Origin of the sequence: Streptomyces sp. CBMA152 (assembly GCF_014596475.1) — a bacterium.
Classification (GTDB): domain Bacteria; phylum Actinomycetota; class Actinomycetes; order Streptomycetales; family Streptomycetaceae; genus Streptomyces.
In genome coordinates this window covers 161360-179443 of record NZ_MECJ01000039.1, presented here as the reverse complement: position 1 = coordinate 179443, position 18084 = coordinate 161360, and the positions used below count along the sequence as shown (strand labels likewise).

The following is an 18084-nucleotide window of genomic DNA, read 5'->3' as shown; positions in this document are numbered from 1 at the left end:
GGTCGGGGGCGGTGCGGCGGGATCCGGCGGCAGCGCGCTACCAAAGTCGTACGAGCCGAGACTTTCGCATCACAGGGCGCGTCCGAAGACGGCGATCACGTGCTGCGGCGCGGGGCGCCCCGGTGCTGTCGGGCCGGGGCGCCCCGCGCATGGGCGGCTGTGTCGTCAGCCGCCCAGCTCCTGGTGGCGGGCGGTCAGCCGCGCCGCGCCGTCGGCCGTGAGCGAGCCGAACAGGCGCAGGCGGGAGATGCCGCCGTCGGGGAAGATGTCGATCCGGACGTCGGTGGCGACCGCCGGGGCGGCGAGCACGAACCGGTGGTTGGTGTCGGGCTGCAGCCGGGTGCGCGCCAGGACCTCGGTCCAGTCGCCCGACTCCCCGCCGCGGACCGAGAGCGCCGCCCAGCCCGCCGAGTTGCCCTTGAGGTACGCGGTGTCGATCTCGATCGCGCGGATCTCGGACTGGGCCGCCAGCTGGTAGCGGATCCAGTCGTTGCCCTTGTCGCGGCGGCGCCGGGTCTCCCAGCCGTCGTCCATCTTGCGGGAGCGGCCCGGCTGGATGGTGTTGGTGGCGGGTGAGTAGAAGCGGTCGGAGGCGTCCTCGACCTGGCCGCCGTTCTCCAGGGCCGCGAGGTCGAAGGTGCCGAGCGCGGCGAGCCACTTCGGGTCCGGGGCGACCTCGCCGTACACACGAAGGCGCGCGATGCCGCCGTCGGGGTGCTGATTGACGCGCAGATGCGTGAAGCGCTGCTCGACGTCGACGGCGAACCCGTTGGCCGCGTGGCCGCCGACTGCCGTACGGGGTACGAGCGTTACCCACTTCACGTCGTCCGCGAGCAGTTCCTCGGGCGAGGGCGAGCCGTCGACCGAGGTGGCCTGCACCGACACGGCCTGCGGGTAGTTGCCCCGGAAGTGCGCGGTGTCGACGACGATGCCGCGTACGACACCGGGGGCGCCCAGGCGTACCAGGGCCCAGTCGTGGTCCTCGTCGGTCGGGTGCGGCACGGCGGCCGAGACACCGCGGCGGCGGCGGGTCTCCCAGCCGTCCATGATCTTGCCCTTGTGGCCGAAGTGCTCGGGGTCGAACTCGGCGGCCTCGGGCTTCAGCAGGTTCTCGCGCTCGGCGAAGAACTCGTCGTTGGCGGCGATGACACCCGCGCCCAGGCGCCGGTCGGCGAGGTCCGCGTACCGCGTGAACGGGAAGTCGGCGGTGCGGTAGTCCGCGTACGGGTCGCCGCCGCCGTAGGGGCTGGCGTCACCGGTGTAGGAAGGGATCTCGCTCACGGTTCAGTTGTTCCTTTCGAGCAGACGGCCGGTGGGCTCGGTGAGGGCGCCGTCCCGCTGGATGCGCTCTCCGCGCAGCCAGGTCGACTTGACGACACCGTGCAGGGTCTTGCCCGCGTACGCGGTGACACGGTTGCGGTGCTGGAGTGCGGCGGGGTCCACGGTGAAGGTCGCGTCGGGGGCGAGCACCGCGAAGTCGGCGTCGCGGCCCGCCTCGATGGCGCCCTTCTGCGAGAGCCCGACGAGGGAGGCGGTGGCGGACGACATCCAGCGCACCACGTCCTCCAGCGTGTGGCCGCGCTTGCGTGCCTCGGTCCAGATCGCGGAGAGGCTGAGCTGGAGGCCGGAGATGCCGCCCCAGGCGGTGGCGAAGTCGTCGGTCTTCAGGTCGGCGGTGGACGGCGAGTGGTCGGTGACCACGCAGTCGATGGTGCCGTCGGCGAGCGCGGCCCACAGCAGGTCCTGGTTGGCGGCCTCGCGGATCGGCGGGCAGCACTTGAACTCGCTGGCCCCGTCCGGGACTTCCTCGGCGGTCAGGGTGAGGTAGTGCGGACAGGTCTCCACCGTCAGCCGTACGCCCTCGCGCTTGGCGGCGGCGATCAGCGGCAGCGCGTCGGACGAGGACAGGTGCAGGATGTGCACCCGGGCGCCGACCCGGCGGGCGGCCGCGATCAGACCCTCGATCGCGGTGTTCTCGGAGACCCTGGGCCGGGTGGCGAGGTAGTCCGCGTACTTGGGGCCGCTGAGGTGGGGCGCGGCGTCCAGCTCGTGCGGGTCCTCGGCGTGCACGATCATCAGGCCGTCGAAGCCCGCGATCTCGGCGAGCGACTGGGCCAGCTGGTCCTGGTTCAGCTCGGGGAACTCCTCGACGCCGGACGGCGACAGGAACGCCTTGAAGCCGAAGACACCGGCGTCGTGGAGCGGCCGCAGGTCCTTGACGTTGTCGGGCAGGGCGCCGCCCCAGAAGCCGACGTCCACATGCGCCTTGGTCCGCGCGACCTCCTGCTTGGTGCGCAGGTTGGCGACGGTGGTGGTCGGCGGCAGGGAGTTGAGCGGCATGTCGACGAGGGTGGTGATGCCACCGGCGGCCGCGGCGCGGGTGGCGGTCCAGAAGCCCTCCCACTCGGTGCGGCCCGGGTCGTTCACATGCACATGGCAGTCGACGAGTCCGGGCAGCAGGACGTCGTCGCCGAAGTCCTCCAGGCGCGCCCCGGCGGGGACGTCCGCGTCGTACGGCAGCACCGCCGCGATCACGCCACCGGCCACGGCGACCGAGGCGGGGCGGGTGCCCTCGGGGGTGATGACGCGCGAGGAGCGCAGTACGAGGTTGACGTCGGACACCCGAGCCCTCACTTCCCAGTGGTTCGACTGATGCAACTGACTCAGCCAGCGAAATTCAACGAACTGTTGAAGGAGTCTTCACGCCGATCAGGGAGCCGTCAAGGGTGTCCCGACTCCGGCGACCACCAACGGCGTGGGTCTTGGAGGTTTCCACAGAATGGAATTAGAATTTCACTTCTCAGAATGTAGCTATCGCCACGGGGCACCCACCTCGACCGGACAAACCAGCCCTGACCGGCCAGGACGCCCCACGTACGCACTGTACGGCGACAATCCGCCAAGTAGGCTGCTCACCTGCCAGCATGAAAGGACCGCGCCGTGCCGACGTCCAGCGCCAGCACCACCGACGCCTCCAAGCCATCCGCCGCGAGCGGTGGCGTCCAGTCCCTTGAGCGCGCCTTCGACCTCCTTGAGCGGATGGCCGACGCCGGGGGCGAGGTCGGCCTCAGCGAGCTCTCCGCCAGCAGCGGCCTGCCCCTGCCGACCATCCACCGCCTGATGCGTACGCTCGTGGCCTGCGGCTATGTCCGCCAGCAGGCCAACCGGCGGTACGCGCTCGGCCCGCGTCTGATCCGCCTCGGCGAGTCCGCGTCCCGACTGCTCGGCACCTGGGCGCGGCCGTATCTGGCCCGTCTGGTCGAGGAGACCGGCGAGACCGCCAACATGGCGCTGCTCGACGGGGACGAGATCGTGTACGTGGCGCAGGTGCCGTCCAAGCACTCGATGCGGATGTTCACCGAGGTGGGCCGCCGGGTGCTGCCGCACTCCACGGGCGTCGGCAAGGCCCTGCTCGCGCACACCCCGCCGGAGGAGGTGCGCGCACTGCTCGCCCGTACGGGCATGCCGGCGGCCACCGAGAAGACCATCACCACACCCGAGGGCTTCCTCGACGCGCTGGAGCAGGTGCGGCGGGCGGGGTACGCGGTCGACGACAACGAGCAGGAAATAGGAGTCCGCTGCCTCGCGGTGTCGGTCCCGAACTCCCCGACGGCCGCGGCCATCTCCATCTCCGGCCCGGCGGGCCGGGTAACGGAGGCGGCGACGGAGAAGATCGTCCCGATCCTGCAGGGGGTTGCGGTGGAGCTGTCTGCTGCGCTGGCCAACACGAACCAGGGCTGAGCACGCTCGGAACGGGCTTCCCCGTACCCCCAGGGGCGCGGGGAACTGCGCGACCAGCCACCGACAACGGTCAGCCGACCACGCGCCCGGCGCCGAGCCGCCCATCCCCCATCTCCACCACGTGATCCACCCGCTCCAGGTGGCCCACGTCATGGGTGACAAGCACGGTCGCGGTGGCGCGCTCCCGGGTGAGCCGGACCAGAAGGTCCAGGACGGCGGCGCCCCGCGCGTGGTCGAGCGCGCTCGTCGGCTCGTCGACCAAGAGCACGGACGGCCCGTTCATCAACGCCCGAGCGATGTTCACCCGCTGCCGCTGCCCCCCGGACAACTGATGCGGACGCCGGTCCGCGAGGTCCGCGAGGCCGACCGCGTCGAGCAGTTCGAGCGCCCGCACCCGCGCCCCCGCGGGCTTCGCGCCCGACAGATGCGCCATGACCTGCAACTGCTCGGCCGCCGTAAGCGACGGCAGCAGATTCGGCTGCTGGAACACAATCCCGATCCGATCACGCCGCAGCGCCGCCCGCTCCCCCGCGCTGAGCGACCCCGTCTCGGCCCCGGCCACCACCACCCGCCCCCGGTCCGGCGCGATCAGTGTCGCCGCAACCGCCAGCAAGCTGGACTTGCCCGACCCCGACGGCCCCACGCACGCCGTCAGGGTGCCGGCTGGCACGGCGAGGCTGACGTCGTCGAGCGCGGTGAGCCGGCCGTCCCCGTCCGGGTAGGTCAGGGTGACGGATTCCAGGAGCAGCGGCGCGGTCATCGGGCACTTCCCAACGCGGTCAGCGGGTCGACGGCGGTGATCCGCCGGATGGACAGAGCGGCGCCGAACGCGCCGAGCGCGATCAGGACCAGCGCGGGGATCAGAGTGGTGCGGGCATCGAGGACGAACGGGACCGAGTCCTCGACCAGCCCCCCGACCAGCGCCGCGAGCCCCGTACCCGCCGCCGTCCCCACGCACAGCATCACCACCGCCTGCCCGAGCGCGTCGGCAAGGAGGTACGGCGTCGACGCACCCAGCGCCTTCAGGACCGCGATGTCCCCGCTCCGCTGAATCGTCCAGACGGTGAAGAACGCCCCGACGACCAGCGCGGAGATGACGAACAGGAACCCCCGCATGAGCTGGAGCGAGCCGTTCTCGGCCTGGTAGGAGGGCAGCGCCGACAGCGCGCCGTCCAGCGTGCGGGTCGTCGTCCCCAGCTCCCGATCCGTCGCGGCGAGCGGCACCCCGTCGCCGAGCCGGAGCACCACCACCGTGGCCGGGGCGCCGGACGCGAGCGCCGTCCAGACGACCGGCGTATGGCTGTACGAGTCCGCGCCCCGCACCGCCGACACCTTCAGCGCGCGACCGCCGAGGACCACCGTGTCCCCCACCGCCGCGCGCAGCTTGTCCGCCGCACCCCGCGAGAGCACGGCGCCCCCGTCCCGTACCGGCGAAAGACCCGAGCCGGGGCGGACGGCGAAGACCGACACGCCGGCCGTCCGCTCGCCCGCCTTGGCGTTCACCGTGGAGATCGCGATCGGCTCGGCGGAGCGCACCCCGGGCACCCGGCCCCAGCGCTCCCACACCGACGGCCGCAGTATCGAGCTCGTGAAGGAGACCGACTGGCCGGAGGGCGGGGCGGCCAGCGCGAGCCGGTCGGCGGGCAGCGCGGTGACGGCCGAGGTGTTGTCCCGGGCCAGCCCGGCGGTGAGCCCGGACAGCAGGCCGACGAGCAGGGTGATGAGCACCACCACCGTCCCCATCAGCGCGAACCGGCCCCTGGCGAACCGGAGATCTCTCCATGCGACGAACATGGCTCCAGCCTCGCGGCCCGGGCCCGCCGGGGCATCGCGCCACAGCACGCATGCCCCGGATCGAAGGACGGATCCGCATATCAAACTTTCGATTGACCGGGCCGGGCCCGGGCCCGCTTACGCTGGAAGTCCTATGAGCCCCCTCCCCCACACCCCGGTCGCCCGGCTGCTGCGCCTGTGTCTGCACGCGCTGCTGTGCGGGCTGCTCGTGCTGGTGGCCGTACGGGCGCTGGGCCAGGTGTCCGTCCTTGTCACGGTGGGCGCGCTGGCCGCGGTGTACGCGGCGGGGGTGCTGGTGCCCAGGGTGCGGCCCCGGACCCAGGAGGCGGCCTGGTGGCTCGGGGCGCTCGGCGCCATCTGGCTGGTGCTCCTCACGCTCTCGCCGGACGCCCTGTGGCTGGCCTTCCCGCTCTACTTCCTCCAGCTGCATCTGCTCCCCATCCGCTGGGGCACGCCCGTCGTGGCAGCGACGGCGGGCGCGGCCATCGCGAGCTTCCTGCTCCACGGCGAGCAGGTCACACCCGGCACGTTCATCGGGCCGCTGCTCGGTGCCGCCGTGGCGGTCGCGACCGTACGCGGTTACGAAGCGCTGTACCGGGAGAGCGAGCGGCGGCGCGAGCTCATCGAGGAGCTGGTCTCCACCCGCGCCGAACTCGCCGACGCCGAGCGCGCGGCGGGCACGCTCGCCGAGCGCGAACGGCTCGCCCGCGAGATCCACGACACCCTGGCGCAGGGCCTGTCGTCCATCCAGCTGCTCCTGCGCGCCGCCGAGCGCGCGCTCGGACCGGACGACCCGGCCCGCACCCATGTCGAACAGGCCCGTACGGCCGCCCAGGACAACCTGGCCGAGGCCCGCCGTTTCGTGCGCGCGCTGACGCCGCCGGATCTGGAGCAGGCCTCGCTGCCCGGCGCGCTGGAACGGCTCTGCGCCTCCACGCCCGGTCCCGCCGTGCAGTTCGGTGTGAGTGGCACACCGGTCGAGCTGCCCACTCCGTACGAGGTCGCGCTGCTGCGGATCGCCCAGTCGGCGCTCGCCAACACGGTCCAGCACGCGGCGGCGGAGCGCGCGGAGATCACCCTCAGCTTCATGGACACCTCGGTGGCACTGGATGTCGTCGACGACGGACGCGGCTTCGACCCGCGCGGCGTACGGCCGTCCGGCACGGGCGGCTTCGGACTCCCGGCGATGCGCTCACGGGCCCGCTCGCTCGGCGGCACCCTGAGCGTCGAGTCCGCACCGGGCCAGGGCACGGCGGTGGCGATCACCCTGCCGCTGGACCGGGGCACGTACACGACCGGTCCGATCACGCTGCCGCTCGACCGGAGCACGTCATGAGCGACCCGATCAGGCTGCTCCTCGCGGACGACCACCCGATCGTACGAGCGGGGCTGCGGGCCGTGCTCGACACCGAGCCGGACTTCACCGTGGCCGGGGAGGCCGCCACCGCCGAGCGGGCGGTGGAGCTCACGGCCGAGGGCGGTTTCGACGTCGTCCTCATGGACCTCCAGTTCGGCACGGGCCTGCACGGCTCGGCGGCGACGGCCGCGATCACCGCACGGCCGGGCGCGCCCCGGGTGCTCGTCCTCACCACGTACGACACGGACGCCGACATCCTGGCGGCGGTGGAGGCGGGCGCGTCCGGGTATCTGCTCAAGGACGCGCCGCCGGAGGAGCTGGCGGCGGCCGTGCGCACGGCGGCGGCCGGGCAGTCGGCGCTCGCCCCGGCGGTGGCGCACCGGCTGATGGACCGGATGCGCACCCCGGCCGAGGCGCTGACCCGCCGCGAGCTGGAAGTGCTGCAACTCGTCGGCGACGGGCTCTCCAACCAGCAGATCAGCAAGCGGCTCTTCCTGAGCCAGGCGACGGTCAAGTCCCATCTGGTGCATATCTACGCCAAGTTGGGAGTGGAGTCGCGCACGGCGGCGGTCGCGGCCGCCTCGGCGCGCCGGCTCATTCGCCAACCGGGGTGAATTCGTCTACGCCCCCGCGTCGGAAGGGGCGGAGCGGGGCATGGATGCGTCATGTGCCCGGCCTGACCCCGCGCGGAGGCCCGTATGCCACAGACAGCACGCCAGTACTGGTGGAATCTCCAAGGACGCACCAGGCTCAACTTCAACTGGGGCATCATCAACCACGACTCGACCGTGATCATCACCGCGTCCGAGTACAGCGTGGACAACAACGACCCCCGACACAGCCCCCGGTTCATCGGCGCCGCCACGGTCACCGTGGAGAACATCAGCCCGCACTCGCCGCCGTACGACCCGAACCACGGTGTCACCTTCACGGTCAACGTCGAGTGGGGCTCCCCGCTGCACATCGTCACCGACATCACGGTGCTCGACGGGCCACCCGTCGACATCGAGTACCAGAACGGCTGAGGGGGGCCGATGCCGCGTACCGCACGTCAGTACTGGGCCGGTCTGCAGGGCCGGACGGCGCTGAACTTCAACTGGGGCATCATCGACCACGACTCGACCGTGATCGTCACGGTCTCCGAGTACAGCGTGGACCCCAACGACCTCAAGCACAGCCCGAGGTTCGTGGGCGAGGCGCCGGTCCGGGTGAGCAACATCAGCCCGCACTCACCGCCGTACGACCCCAACCACGGAGTGGGTTTCGTGGTCACTGTCGACTGGGGTGCGCCGCTGCACATCGTCACCGACATCACGGTCCTGGACGACAAGCCGGTCTACAGCCTGTGGGAGGGCGGCCGGCTGGCCTTCGTGATGCAGCACCAGCAGCAGACCAACTGGTGCTGGGCTGCGGTCTCCACCAGCATCGCGCTCTTCTACAACGCGGGCAGTACGTGGACGCAGTGCGCGGTGGCCAACCAGCAGACCGGGCGCACCGACTGCTGCGCCGGCGGGGCGAGCGGCGCGGGCTGCAACTCCCAGCAGCCGCTGGACAATCCACTGAGCATCGTCGGCCACCTCGACCACATGGTCACGAACCAGGTGGACTTCGCGACCGTCGAGTCCGAGATCAAGGCGGGCCGACCGCTCTGCATCAGGATCGGCTGGTCGACCGGCGGCGGGCACTTCCTCACCGCGATGGGCGTGGACGCGCCGTACAACAACTCGGATGCGATCGTCGCCGTGGACGACCCGATCTACGGCCCCTCCGACCAGGTGTACAACACGCTCGCGACCAACTACCAGGGCAGTGGCACCTGGACCCACAGCTACTACACCCGGGCATAGGGACGGACCATGGCGCTTCAAGTACCGCAGCCACCCCAGGAGTCGCGTTCCGCCGCCGAGGCCGGGGTCGAGCTCCTCGCGGGCCTCGGCCGGGTCCGCCCGGCGCAGACACTGGTGCCCGCCGGGGCCGACGAACTCCAACTCGCCCATCCCCTCCAGATGTACGTGATCGGGCTCGCCGATCTGCCGGGCGGCCTTGCCGGGGCGCGGCCGGTGGCCTGGCGCTATCTCGTCCAGCACTCCTCCGGCCCGGTCGCGCTCGCCGAGACGGTACGGGACGAGGCGGGCGGCCATGTCTTCAGCCAGCTCAACTACGGCCCGTTCGTGGCCGGAACGGCGGCCGCGCTCGACGCGGCGGACCGTGAGTCGGGCGACGCGGAGGTGCGTCTGCTGCATCTTCCGGCCGTCCACCTGATCGCGGTCTGGCTGCACGGCGAGGCGTCGGACACGCTGATCCCGGCGGCCCCGGCCCCGCCCGGGGTCGAGGCGGACCACGCGTATCCGGCGACGGAACTCTTCACGCTGTTGGCCCGCGACGCCCCGCAGGACATCCTGCCTCCGGAGGCGGGGGACGACCGGGGCGGCGGCTGAGGGCTCAGCCCCGGAGGGTGAAGTCCTCCGCTGTCGCATGCCGCAGCTCCCGGGCGGCACCCTTCGGTGGGCGGGGCGCCGGTACGGTCAGAAGCGGGCACTTGGCGTGCCGCAACACATACCGGCGCACCGGCGCCCACCAGGCACCCGGGCGCCCGCCCACGACCAGCAGATCATCGGGCCGACCGGCGACGGCACACAGCACCCGCCCGGGCCGGTCCATCCCCGCCACCTTGCGCACCTCGACCCCGTCGGGCAGCCCGCCAAAGGCATCCTCAAAGGCCCGGTCGAGCCGCTGCCGCGCATCCAGCTCCCAGTGCGCGGCCCAGGCGGGCTCGGGATTGCGCAGATACAGGGCCCGCCCTTCGGGCGGCTCCCAAGCGATGACGGCGACAAGCACGCGCCCACTACGCCGCGCTTCCCCGGCCCCCGCGCGCAAGGCGGCAAGCCCGCCGAGCGACCCACTGACGCCGACGACGACGCGCCCGCGCGAGCTCACTTCGGCCTCCGGAGCGAACTAGTAGCAGCCCGATACGTCCCCGCGTCCGTTTGGGGGCGCGGGGCTGTGACATTTGCGGCTCCGCCGCGCGGGCGCGACCAGCCCAAGACGGCCCGCAGCCGCAAACGCACCCACTCCAGCGACACCCCTTCCGGCCTCTCCTCGCGGAGCGCCTGCATAGCTCGCTCGAAGCGATCCGTCACCACGCCGTACATGACACCCGCCCTCTCCCACTACCGCTGGCCGCCAGGCCAATCGCACTGCCTACAGTCGAGTCTGTACGCTGATTGGACCGGCCAGCAGGGCCAATCAAGGGGAGTTGGTATGGCAGGGATCCGCATGGTCCACTCCGTGGGCGGCACGACGGCCACCAGTCGGACGCTCGGCAGCCGACAGCTGGCCACGCTGCTCGCCGCGACCGCCGGGACGCGCCCGGGCTACCGCCCGCTGGCCCAGGGCGTACGCACCCTGCTCCTGGACGGCCGGATTCCGCTGCACGCCAGGCTCCCCGCCGAGCGGGAGCTGGCCACCGCGCTCGGGGTCAGCCGGGCCACCGTCACGGCGGCGTACGACCTGCTGCGCGAGGGCGGGTACGCGCTGAGCCGGCGTGGCGCGGGCACCTGGACCGAGCTGCCGGACGGCCAGCGCCCGGCCAATGTGGCCAGCTTCGCGGACGGCTCGGACCTCATCGACCTGGCCATGGCGGCGCCCTCGGCGCCGGAGGCCGAGTACACCGAGGCGCTGGCCTTGGCCGCGGACGAGTTGCCCAGCCATCTGCGCACACCCGGCTACCATCCGCTCGGCCTGCCCCGGCTGCGCGCGGCCGTCGCCGAGCGCTACACCCGGCGCGGCCTGCCGACCCTGCCCGACCAGATCCTGATCACCACGGGCGCGCAGCAGGCGCTCTCCCTGGTGGTGGCCCTGCTCGGCCGCCCGGGCGACCGGGTGATCGTCGAGAGTCCGTCGTACGCCAACGGCCTGGACGCCGTACGCCACGCGGGGCTGCGCATCACTCCCGTACCGGTGACGGACGACGGCTGGGACGGCGAGCTGATGGAGTGCGCCCTGCGGCAGACCGCGCCCCGGCTCGCGTATCTGATCCCGGACTTCCACAACCCGACCGGCGCGCTGATGCCGACCGAGCAGCGCACCCGGCTACTGCGGTCGGCGCGCGCCACCGGCACCTGGCTGCTCATCGACGAGACGATGGCGGAGATGGCGCTCGATGTCGCGGCGCCCGCGCCGTTCGCCTCGCTCGCGCACCACGGCGAGGCCGAGCAGATCGTGACGGTCGGCTCGCTCAGCAAGACCCACTGGGGCGGGCTGCGGATCGGCTGGGTGCGGGCGGGCTCACGCCTGATCACCGAGCTCGCGGGGACACGCATCCATCAGGACATGGCGTCCTCGGTCCTCGACCAGCTGGTGGCGGTGAACCTGCTGCCCGGCATGGACGACGTACTGGTGGACCGCCTGCGACGGATGCGGGAGCAGCGCGCGGCCCTGGCGGACGCGCTCACGGCCCAATTCCCGGAATGGCGCTGGCAGTTGCCGCCGGGCGGCCTGACGCTCTGGGTCGACCTGGGCCGCCCAATAGCGGGCGCCCTGGCCCAGGCAGCCCTGGCGCACGGGGTACTGCTCCAGGGCGGCGCCAGATTCGCGGCCGACCCAGGCACCCACGAACACCGCCTGAGGATCCCGTACTGCCTGCCGCCGGAGATGACCCGGGAAGCGGTACGGCGTCTGGCGGCAACGCTGGACGCAGGCCTCCCGACATCGACAACGCAGCCGACGCAACCGCACTGGGTCGCATGAGCGGCGTGCATCACCCCCGTCCCCCCTAGGGGCGCGGGGAACTGCGCGACAAGCCCCCACCGACCCGCAGACGAAAACACACGCGCGGAGCGCTACCGCTGGGGCGGATCCCCGAATAAGTCGACGGCTTCCCGCAGCCCCTTGACCGCCAGGGACAACGCACTCACGGACCCGATCGACCCGGCGATCAACAGCAGAGAGCGACGCAGCCGCAACACCTCGGGCGCACCGGTGACAGCCATGGCATCCAGCGCCGCCAGCTCGTCCTCGGCCACCGCCCGGTCCCGGAACTCCGCCGGATGCCCCGCCAGCTCCCGCCGCAGCCGCGCCACGGCCACCCGCAGTTCGGCGACTCTGGGGTCCGGGTCCTCACCACTGCCGGTCACGGGCCTCTGCTCCACGCGTCGCAACACAAGTCCTTCCCCAGGCGCCCCACGCACACCGTCGGGCCGTTCACAGCCCGTCAGCGAAGGTCAACTGACGGGAGTTGCGGGCAAGTTAACGCCATCGCGCCCGGCGCGCGCCACTGTGCGGACGGAATTCGGCGCCCCCATTCGATATACGTGGGGCCATGACATCACCGAGGAACGACGAACCGCAGGTCGTGGGTCTGCTGCTGGCGGCGGGTGGCGGACGCAGGCTCGGCGGACGCCCGAAGGCTCTGTTGACGCACCGGGGCCGCCCGCTCGTGGAGTACGCGGTGCGGGTGCTGCGCGAGGGCGGCTGCACGGCCGTGCACGTGGTGCTCGGCGCCTCGGCCGACGAGGTGCGGGCCCGCGCCCGCCTGGAGGGCTGCGTACTCGTCGACAACCCGGACTGGGCCGAGGGCATGGGCTCCTCACTGCGCGCGGGACTCGCCTCGCTCGCCACAACAGGCGCGAGCGCCGCCCTGGTCTCCCTGGTCGACCAGCCCGGCATCGGCCCGGCGGCCATCGCCCGCGTACGAGCCGCCTACGACTCCCCCGCATCGCTGGTCGCAGCCTCGTACGACGGGCGGCGCGGCCATCCCGTGCTCTTCGGCGCCGACCGCTGGCCGGACATCGCGGCCAGCGCCGAGGGCGACCGCGGGGCACGCGCGTATCTCAAGGCGCACGAGTCGGCGATCGCGCTGGTCGAGTGCGGGGACGTGGCCGAGCCGTACGACATCGACACGGAGGCCGATCTCAAGCGGCTCGACTGATACTCCGGTACACCTGGAGTGAACGGGGTGGCACCGAGCGCCACGGTCTGTCGACCCGGAGAATCTCGACATCAACAAACCATTGAACTTCCACTATGAGGAAACTAGTATCCACTGTTCAGAAGCGCCCGATTGATTGAGACGGCGCCCCCAGTCGTATCCGGGGCGATGGCACTCAGTGCCATTTCTGCCTCCCGGCGGCCGGCGAGGGCACCGCCCGCGAAGGAGTGACAGCACATGTCCGCACCAGCGCCGTCCCCGCTGGCCATCGTCGACGCCGAGCCCCTGCCCCGGCAGGACGAGGTGCTCACCGACGCGGCCCTCGCCTTCGTGGCCGAGCTGCACCGGCTGTTCACGCCCCGCCGTGACGAGCTCCTGCTCCGCCGCCAGGAGCGCCGCGCCGAGATCGCCCGCACCTCCACGCTGGACTTCCGCCCCGAGACCGCCGCCGTCCGCGAGGGCGACTGGAAGGTCGCGCCGGCCCCGGCCGCGCTGAACGACCGCCGGGTCGAGATCACCGGCCCCACCGACCGCAAGATGACCATCAACGCGCTGAACTCGGGCGCGAAGGTCTGGCTCGCCGACTTCGAGGACGCCTCGGCCCCCACCTGGGAGAACGTCGTCCTCGGCCAGCTCAACCTGATGGACGCGTACGAGCGGAAGATCGACTTCACCGACCCGAAGTCGGGCAAGTCGTACGCACTCAAGGACGCGGGCGAGCTCGCGACCGTCGTGATGCGGCCGCGCGGCTGGCACCTGGAGGAGCGCCACCTGCGCTTCGACGGCCGTCCGGTGCCGGGCGCCCTGGTCGACTTCGGCCTCTACTTCTTCCACAACGCCAAGCGCCTGATCGAGCTCGGCAAGGGCCCGTACTTCTACCTCCCGAAGACCGAGTCGTACCTGGAGGCCCGCCTCTGGAACGACATCTTCGTCTTCGCCCAGGACTACGTCGGCATCCCGCAGGGCACCGTCCGCGCCACCGTCCTCATCGAGACGATCACGGCCGCGTACGAGATGGAGGAGATCCTCTACGAGCTGCGCGACCACGCGGCCGGGCTGAACGCGGGCCGCTGGGACTACCTCTTCTCCATCGTCAAGAACTTCCGCGACGGCGGCGCCAAGTTCGTCCTGCCGGACCGCAACGCGGTGACCATGACGGCGCCGTTCATGCGCGCGTACACCGAACTCCTGGTCCGCACCTGCCACAAGCGCGGCGCGCACGCGATCGGCGGCATGGCGGCGTTCATCCCGTCCCGCAAGGACGCCGAGGTCAACAAGGTCGCGTTCGAGAAGGTCAAGGCCGACAAGGACCGCGAGGCGGGCGACGGCTTCGACGGCTCCTGGGTCGCCCACCCCGACCTCGTCCCGATCGCGATGGCGTCCTTCGACGCGGTCCTCGGCGACAAGCCGAACCAGAAGGACCGCCTGCGCGAGGACGTCTCGGTCGCCGCCGGTGATCTGATCGCCATCGACTCGCTGGACGCCAAGCCCACGTACGCGGGTCTGGTCGCCGCCGTCCAGGTCGGCACCCGCTACATCGAGGCCTGGCTGCGGGGCCTGGGCGCGGTCGCCATCTTCAACCTGATGGAGGACGCGGCCACCGCCGAGATCTCCCGCTCGCAGATCTGGCAGTGGATCAACGCGGGCGTCGTGTTCGAGAACGGCGAGCGCGCCACCGCCGACCTCGCCCGCAAGGTCGCCGCCGAGGAACTGGCCGCGATCCGGGCCGAGATCGGCGAGGAGGCGTTCGCAGCCGGCAAGTGGCAGCAGGCCCACGACCTCCTGCTGAAGGTCTCGCTCGACGCGGACTACGCGGACTTCCTGACGCTGCCCGCGTACGAGCAACTGGTCGGCTGACCAGCGCCTCAGCGGCCCGCATGACCTCAAGGGGCGCGGGTCCGGAGCGAATTCACCGCTTCGGACCCGCGCCCCTGTCAGAATGAGTGAATGTTACGTGGAGGCAGGGTCGCCGTAGTCGGCGGAAGCGTCGCCGGATGTGCCGCGGCGCTGGCAGCGCACCGCGGCGGCGCCGCGGAGATCACCGTGTTCGAACGGGCCGCGGGCCAACTGGCCGACCGGGGCGTCGGGCTCGCGATGCACAACGACCGGTACGCGGAGCTGGAGTCGGCCGGATATGTGGACGCGGCGATGCCGTGGCTCCAGCTGAGCCGCCGCTGCTGGTACGTCAAGAACGGCTCGGCGCCGCTGGGCCGCCGCATCGGCGTGCTGCCGTTCCCGTTCCGTACGTACAACTGGGGTCCGCTCTGGCATGAACTGCGCGACCGGGTACCGAAGTCGGCGGAGTTCCGGGGTGGCGCGACCGTGACCGGCGTCGAGGCGGACCCGGACGGGGTGGAGGTGACCACCGCCTCCGGCAGCGAGCGGTTCGACCTGGTGATCGGGGCCGACGGCTACCGCTCGGCGGTGCGCACGGCCGCGTTCGCCGAGGTGCGCCCCGAGTACGCGGGCTATCTCGCCTGGCGGGGCGCCTTCCCGGCCGAGCGGCTGATGGCACCGGAGCTGTGGCCCGACGAGGACTGCGTGTACGCGGTCTTCCCCGGCGGGCACACGATCATCTACCGCATCCCGGACGGCAAGGGCGGCCTGCGGATCAACTGGGTGCTCTACACCGCCCCTCCCCCGGACCTCGACCTGCGCTTCGACAACCCCACCAGCCTGCCGCCGGGCACCCTCGCCGAGACGCTGCACACCCGGCTCGCGCATATCGCGGACACTCAACTGGCGCCGTATTGGGGCCAGTTGGTGCGCACGACCACCGCCGAGGAGCTGTTCGTGCAACCGATGTACGACTTCACCGCGCCCCACTACGCCAGCGGCCGGCTGGTCCTCGCGGGCGACGCGGCGACGGTGGCCCGCCCGCACACCGGCGGCGGCGCGGTCAAGGCGCTCCAGGACGCCACCGCCCTGGAGGCCAGCCTCACGGCCGCACCCGACTGGGAGACGGCACTGCACGCGTACGACGAGAGCCGCGCCGCGACCGGCCGTTCCATGGTGGAACTCGGCCGCCAACTCGGCCTCGGGCTCGTCCAGGAGACGCCCGACTGGAGCGCGATGGACCAGCGGGGCCTGGAGAAGTGGTGGCAGCAGGTCGACGGCTCGGGCGGCTTCGGCGGCCGCCGCCTCACGTCGTGAACAGTCGGGTCGTGACCGGTCCCGGGTCATCGTTCAGCCACCGATGAGTTCCCCCCGCCCGACCGGTCTCCCCTGCATGGACGCACACGCACAGAACCCCAGGCCAGACCTCGCCCCCGCCGCCCACGCCGTGGCCCGCCTGATCGACGGCGTACGGGACGACCAGCTCGCGGCTCCGACACCCTGCCCCAAGTACTCGGTACGCGAGCTCGTCGGGCACATCGCCGGGCTGACCGGCGCCTTCACCGCGGCCGCGCACAAGAACTTCGGTCCCGCGACCGGCACCGACCCCGGGTCCGTCACGCCCGTACTGCCCGAGGACTGGCGGACCGGGCTGCCCGGGCGGCTCACGGCGCTGGCCGAGGCGTGGCGCGCGCCGCAGGCGTGGGACGGGGACACCCAGGCGGGCGGCGTCACGTTCCCGGCCGCGATCGCGGGCGTGGTCGCGCTCAACGAACTCGTCGTCCACGGCTGGGACCTGGCCCGCGCGACCGGCCAGGAGTACGACCCGGGCGCGGCCGGTCTGGAGGTGGCGTACGGCTTCTTCGCGGCGAACCGGGACAGCACCCTGCGCGCCCCCGCCTTCGGGCCGGTCGTCGAGGTGCCCGAGGACGCCCCGCTGCTCGACCGGGTCGTCGGGCTCAGCGGGCGGGATCCGGGCTGGGCCGCCTGAGCCCGGTCGCCACGGCGGCCGCTGTGGCGACGAGCAGCAACGCGGATGCCCAGAACGCCCGTTGGGCTCCGGCGGCCGGGTCCGCCGCGCCCAGGAAGACGCTGCCGAGCAGGGCCGTGCCCAGGGTGCCGCCGAGTTGCTGCACCGCGTTGAGCAGCCCGGCGGCCGAGCCGGTCTCGGCGGGGCCGACGCGGTGCAGTGCGGCTGTGAAGAACGGGACGGTGAACAGCCCGACGCCCGTACCGCACACCGCGAGCGCGCCCGGCAGCGGCCACGGGTAGCGGGCGGGGTCGCTCACCGCGTACACGGCTGTCGCGGCCAGGACCCCCGTGAGGAGTGTGGCGATTCCGGCGTACATCAGGCGCGGCCCGTACCGGGGCACGAGGCGGGTGCCCGCGACCCAGGAGGCGACGGCCATGCCGAGGGACCAGGGCAGCAGAGTGAGCCCGGCCGTCAACACATCTGATTCGAGGCCGAGTTGGAGGTGCAGGACGATCACCAGCATCAGACCGTTCAGCACCGCGAAGAAGAGCGTGGAGGTCACCAGGGCCGCCGGGAAGCCCCGGTGCCGGAAGAGCCCGGCCTCGACCAGCGGGCTGCGGCCGTGGCGGCTCTTGCGGCGCTGGTCGACCCCGAAGAGCCCGAGCAGCGCGACTCCGGCCGCAAGGAGCGCCCAGGTCCAGGCGGGCCATCCGGCGTCCTGGCCCTGGATCAGCGGGTAGACCACCGCGCCGGAGCCGGTCACCACGAGCGCGGTGCCGGTGAGGTCCAGGCGCGGGCGCCTGGCCGCCCGGTCCTCCCGCAGCAGCGGGGCCGCGAGCAGGACGGCGGCGCCGAGCGGCAGGTTCACCAGGAACACCGACCGCCAGGACGAGCCGAACAGGTCGGCGTGGGTCAGCAGCCCGCCGAGCGCGGGTCCGCAGACGGCGGCGAGCCCCATCACCGGGCCGATGCTCCCGAGCGCCCGCGCCATCTCGTCGCCGTCGAACATGGCCCGGATCAGGCCGATGGTCTGCGGGATGACCAGCGCGGCTGCGGCCCCCTGCACGGCCCGCGCCCCGATCAGCACCCCGTACGAGGGCGCGGCCGCGCACGCCACCGAGGCCACGAGGAACACCGCCACCCCGACCCGGAACACCCGCCTGCGCCCGAGGATGTCCCCGAGGCGACCGCCGGTGATGAGGAACATGGCGAAGGGGAGGGTGTACGCGGCGGCGTACCACTGGACGACCGAGTCCGGGCCGCCCAGGTCGGTCCGGATGACGGGCGCCGCAACCTGCACGATCGTCGCGTCAAGGAGATTCATCGCCTCGGCGACGAGGAGCACTGCCAGCGCGGCCCAGCGCCATCGGTACCGGCCGAGGGGCAACCCTGGCGCCTCTCCCAAGTCCCCCCGCACAACTTCCTGTCGTACGACCTTCGACACAGCCACTCCTC

Annotated in this window: 18 protein-coding genes; 11 read left to right on the top strand and 7 right to left on the bottom strand. The window is 72.2% G+C overall.

All coding sequences use genetic code 11. The features are described 5' to 3' along the window. Positions 1–165: 165 nt before the first annotated feature. Both alc and allB read right to left on the bottom strand, forming a co-directional pair. Positions 166–1281 (bottom strand): allantoicase, encoded by a 1116-nt coding sequence (alc, locus tag BG418_RS38850; protein ID WP_188278798.1) that lies wholly within the window; start codon positions 1279–1281, stop codon positions 166–168. A 3-nt stretch (positions 1282–1284) separates the two neighbouring features. Further along, on the bottom strand, positions 1285–2622 hold the full coding sequence (gene allB / locus BG418_RS38845) for an allantoinase AllB (protein WP_188278797.1): 1338 nt from the start codon (positions 2620–2622) through the stop codon (positions 1285–1287). A 318-nt stretch (positions 2623–2940) separates the two neighbouring features. On the opposite strand from allB, the gene BG418_RS38840 reads away from it, so the two are divergent. Beyond that, the gene (locus tag BG418_RS38840) at positions 2941–3741 is read left to right on the top strand and encodes an IclR family transcriptional regulator (protein WP_188278796.1); all 801 of its coding nucleotides are present in this window, start codon (positions 2941–2943) and stop codon (positions 3739–3741) included. A 70-nt stretch (positions 3742–3811) separates the two neighbouring features. On the opposite strand, the gene BG418_RS38835 is transcribed toward BG418_RS38840, so the two are convergent. Continuing rightward, a complete protein-coding gene (locus BG418_RS38835) occupies positions 3812–4501 on the bottom strand; it encodes an ABC transporter ATP-binding protein (RefSeq protein WP_188278795.1) in 690 nt (229 codons plus the stop codon). Continuing rightward, positions 4498–5535: an ABC transporter permease gene (locus BG418_RS38830; protein WP_188278794.1), complete on the bottom strand. Its 1038-nt coding sequence runs from the start codon at positions 5533–5535 to the stop codon at positions 4498–4500. The genes BG418_RS38835 and BG418_RS38830 overlap by 4 nt, the downstream gene beginning before the upstream one ends. Positions 5536–5668: 133 nt before the next feature. Here BG418_RS38830 and BG418_RS38825 point away from each other — a divergent pair, with 133 nt between their 5' ends. The 5 genes from BG418_RS38825 to BG418_RS38805 all read left to right on the top strand — a co-directional run bounded on the left by BG418_RS38825 (position 5669) and on the right by BG418_RS38805 (position 9330). Further along, complete coding sequence (locus BG418_RS38825) at positions 5669–6871, top strand: sensor histidine kinase (RefSeq protein WP_188278793.1); 1203 nt, start codon at positions 5669–5671, stop codon at positions 6869–6871. Beyond that, positions 6868–7506: a response regulator transcription factor gene (locus BG418_RS38820; RefSeq protein WP_188278792.1), complete on the top strand. Its 639-nt coding sequence runs from the start codon at positions 6868–6870 to the stop codon at positions 7504–7506. Before BG418_RS38825 ends, BG418_RS38820 begins: the two co-directional genes overlap by 4 nt. A gap of 84 nt (positions 7507–7590) precedes the next feature. After that, positions 7591–7917 (top strand): hypothetical protein, encoded by a 327-nt coding sequence (locus tag BG418_RS38815; RefSeq protein ID WP_188278791.1) that lies wholly within the window; start codon positions 7591–7593, stop codon positions 7915–7917. A 9-nt stretch (positions 7918–7926) separates the two neighbouring features. Continuing rightward, entirely contained in the window at positions 7927–8739 is an 813-nt protein-coding gene (locus BG418_RS38810; RefSeq protein WP_188278790.1) for a papain-like cysteine protease family protein, read from the top strand. 9 nt (positions 8740–8748) lie between these two features. Further along, entirely contained in the window at positions 8749–9330 is a 582-nt protein-coding gene (locus BG418_RS38805) for a hypothetical protein (protein WP_188278789.1), read from the top strand. A gap of 4 nt (positions 9331–9334) precedes the next feature. Here the strand turns inward: BG418_RS38805 and BG418_RS38800 are convergent, their stop codons facing one another. Further along, complete coding sequence (locus BG418_RS38800; RefSeq protein ID WP_188278788.1) at positions 9335–9829, bottom strand: universal stress protein; 495 nt, start codon at positions 9827–9829, stop codon at positions 9335–9337. Positions 9830–10153: 324 nt separating this feature from the next. On the opposite strand from BG418_RS38800, the gene BG418_RS38795 reads away from it, so the two are divergent. Then, a complete protein-coding gene (locus BG418_RS38795) occupies positions 10154–11641 on the top strand; it encodes a PLP-dependent aminotransferase family protein (RefSeq protein WP_188278787.1) in 1488 nt (495 codons plus the stop codon). Positions 11642–11733: 92 nt separating this feature from the next. Here the strand turns inward: BG418_RS38795 and BG418_RS38790 are convergent, their stop codons facing one another. Further along, a complete protein-coding gene (locus BG418_RS38790) occupies positions 11734–12054 on the bottom strand; it encodes a DUF5955 family protein (RefSeq protein WP_188278786.1) in 321 nt (106 codons plus the stop codon). Positions 12055–12212: 158 nt separating this feature from the next. Here BG418_RS38790 and BG418_RS38785 point away from each other — a divergent pair, with 158 nt between their 5' ends. The 4 genes from BG418_RS38785 (at position 12213) to BG418_RS38770 (ending at position 16647) form a co-directional block, all read left to right on the top strand. Then, positions 12213–12821, top strand: coding sequence for an NTP transferase domain-containing protein (locus tag BG418_RS38785; protein WP_188278785.1), 609 nt, complete (start codon positions 12213–12215; stop codon positions 12819–12821). Positions 12822–13058: 237 nt separating this feature from the next. Further along, entirely contained in the window at positions 13059–14678 is a 1620-nt protein-coding gene (aceB, locus tag BG418_RS38780; protein WP_188278784.1) for a malate synthase A, read from the top strand. A 90-nt stretch (positions 14679–14768) separates the two neighbouring features. Next, positions 14769–15974 carry an FAD-dependent monooxygenase gene (locus BG418_RS38775; protein WP_188278783.1) on the top strand — a complete coding sequence of 402 codons (1206 nt, stop codon included), beginning with the start codon at positions 14769–14771 and terminating at the stop codon, positions 15972–15974. Positions 15975–16050: 76 nt separating this feature from the next. Continuing rightward, on the top strand, positions 16051–16647 hold the full coding sequence (locus BG418_RS38770; protein WP_188278782.1) for a TIGR03086 family metal-binding protein: 597 nt from the start codon (positions 16051–16053) through the stop codon (positions 16645–16647). On the opposite strand, the gene BG418_RS38765 is transcribed toward BG418_RS38770, so the two are convergent. Further along, positions 16616–18016: an MFS transporter gene (locus BG418_RS38765; RefSeq protein WP_188278781.1), complete on the bottom strand. Its 1401-nt coding sequence runs from the start codon at positions 18014–18016 to the stop codon at positions 16616–16618. The two genes, BG418_RS38770 and BG418_RS38765, sit on opposite strands and share 32 nt — an antisense overlap. Positions 18017–18084 lie beyond the last annotated feature (68 nt).

Bases quoted from the DNA above. Each gene is read 5' to 3' on its own strand.
- BG418_RS38835 (WP_188278795.1), bottom strand. From the start codon at position 4,501: ATGACCGCGCCGCTGCTCCTGGAATCCGTCACCCTGACCTACCCGGAC.
- BG418_RS38830 (WP_188278794.1), bottom strand. From the start codon at position 5,535: ATGTTCGTCGCATGGAGAGATCTCCGGTTCGCCAGGGGCCGGTTCGCG.
- BG418_RS38825 (WP_188278793.1), top strand. From the start codon at position 5,669: ATGAGCCCCCTCCCCCACACCCCGGTCGCCCGGCTGCTGCGCCTGTGT.
- BG418_RS38820 (WP_188278792.1), top strand. From the start codon at position 6,868: ATGAGCGACCCGATCAGGCTGCTCCTCGCGGACGACCACCCGATCGTA.
- BG418_RS38815 (WP_188278791.1), top strand. From the start codon at position 7,591: ATGCCACAGACAGCACGCCAGTACTGGTGGAATCTCCAAGGACGCACC.
- BG418_RS38810 (WP_188278790.1), top strand. From the start codon at position 7,927: ATGCCGCGTACCGCACGTCAGTACTGGGCCGGTCTGCAGGGCCGGACG.
- BG418_RS38805 (WP_188278789.1), top strand. From the start codon at position 8,749: ATGGCGCTTCAAGTACCGCAGCCACCCCAGGAGTCGCGTTCCGCCGCC.
- BG418_RS38795 (WP_188278787.1), top strand. From the start codon at position 10,154: ATGGCAGGGATCCGCATGGTCCACTCCGTGGGCGGCACGACGGCCACC.
- BG418_RS38785 (WP_188278785.1), top strand. From the start codon at position 12,213: ATGACATCACCGAGGAACGACGAACCGCAGGTCGTGGGTCTGCTGCTG.
- aceB (WP_188278784.1), top strand. From the start codon at position 13,059: ATGTCCGCACCAGCGCCGTCCCCGCTGGCCATCGTCGACGCCGAGCCC.
- BG418_RS38775 (WP_188278783.1), top strand. From the start codon at position 14,769: ATGTTACGTGGAGGCAGGGTCGCCGTAGTCGGCGGAAGCGTCGCCGGA.
- BG418_RS38770 (WP_188278782.1), top strand. From the start codon at position 16,051: ATGGACGCACACGCACAGAACCCCAGGCCAGACCTCGCCCCCGCCGCC.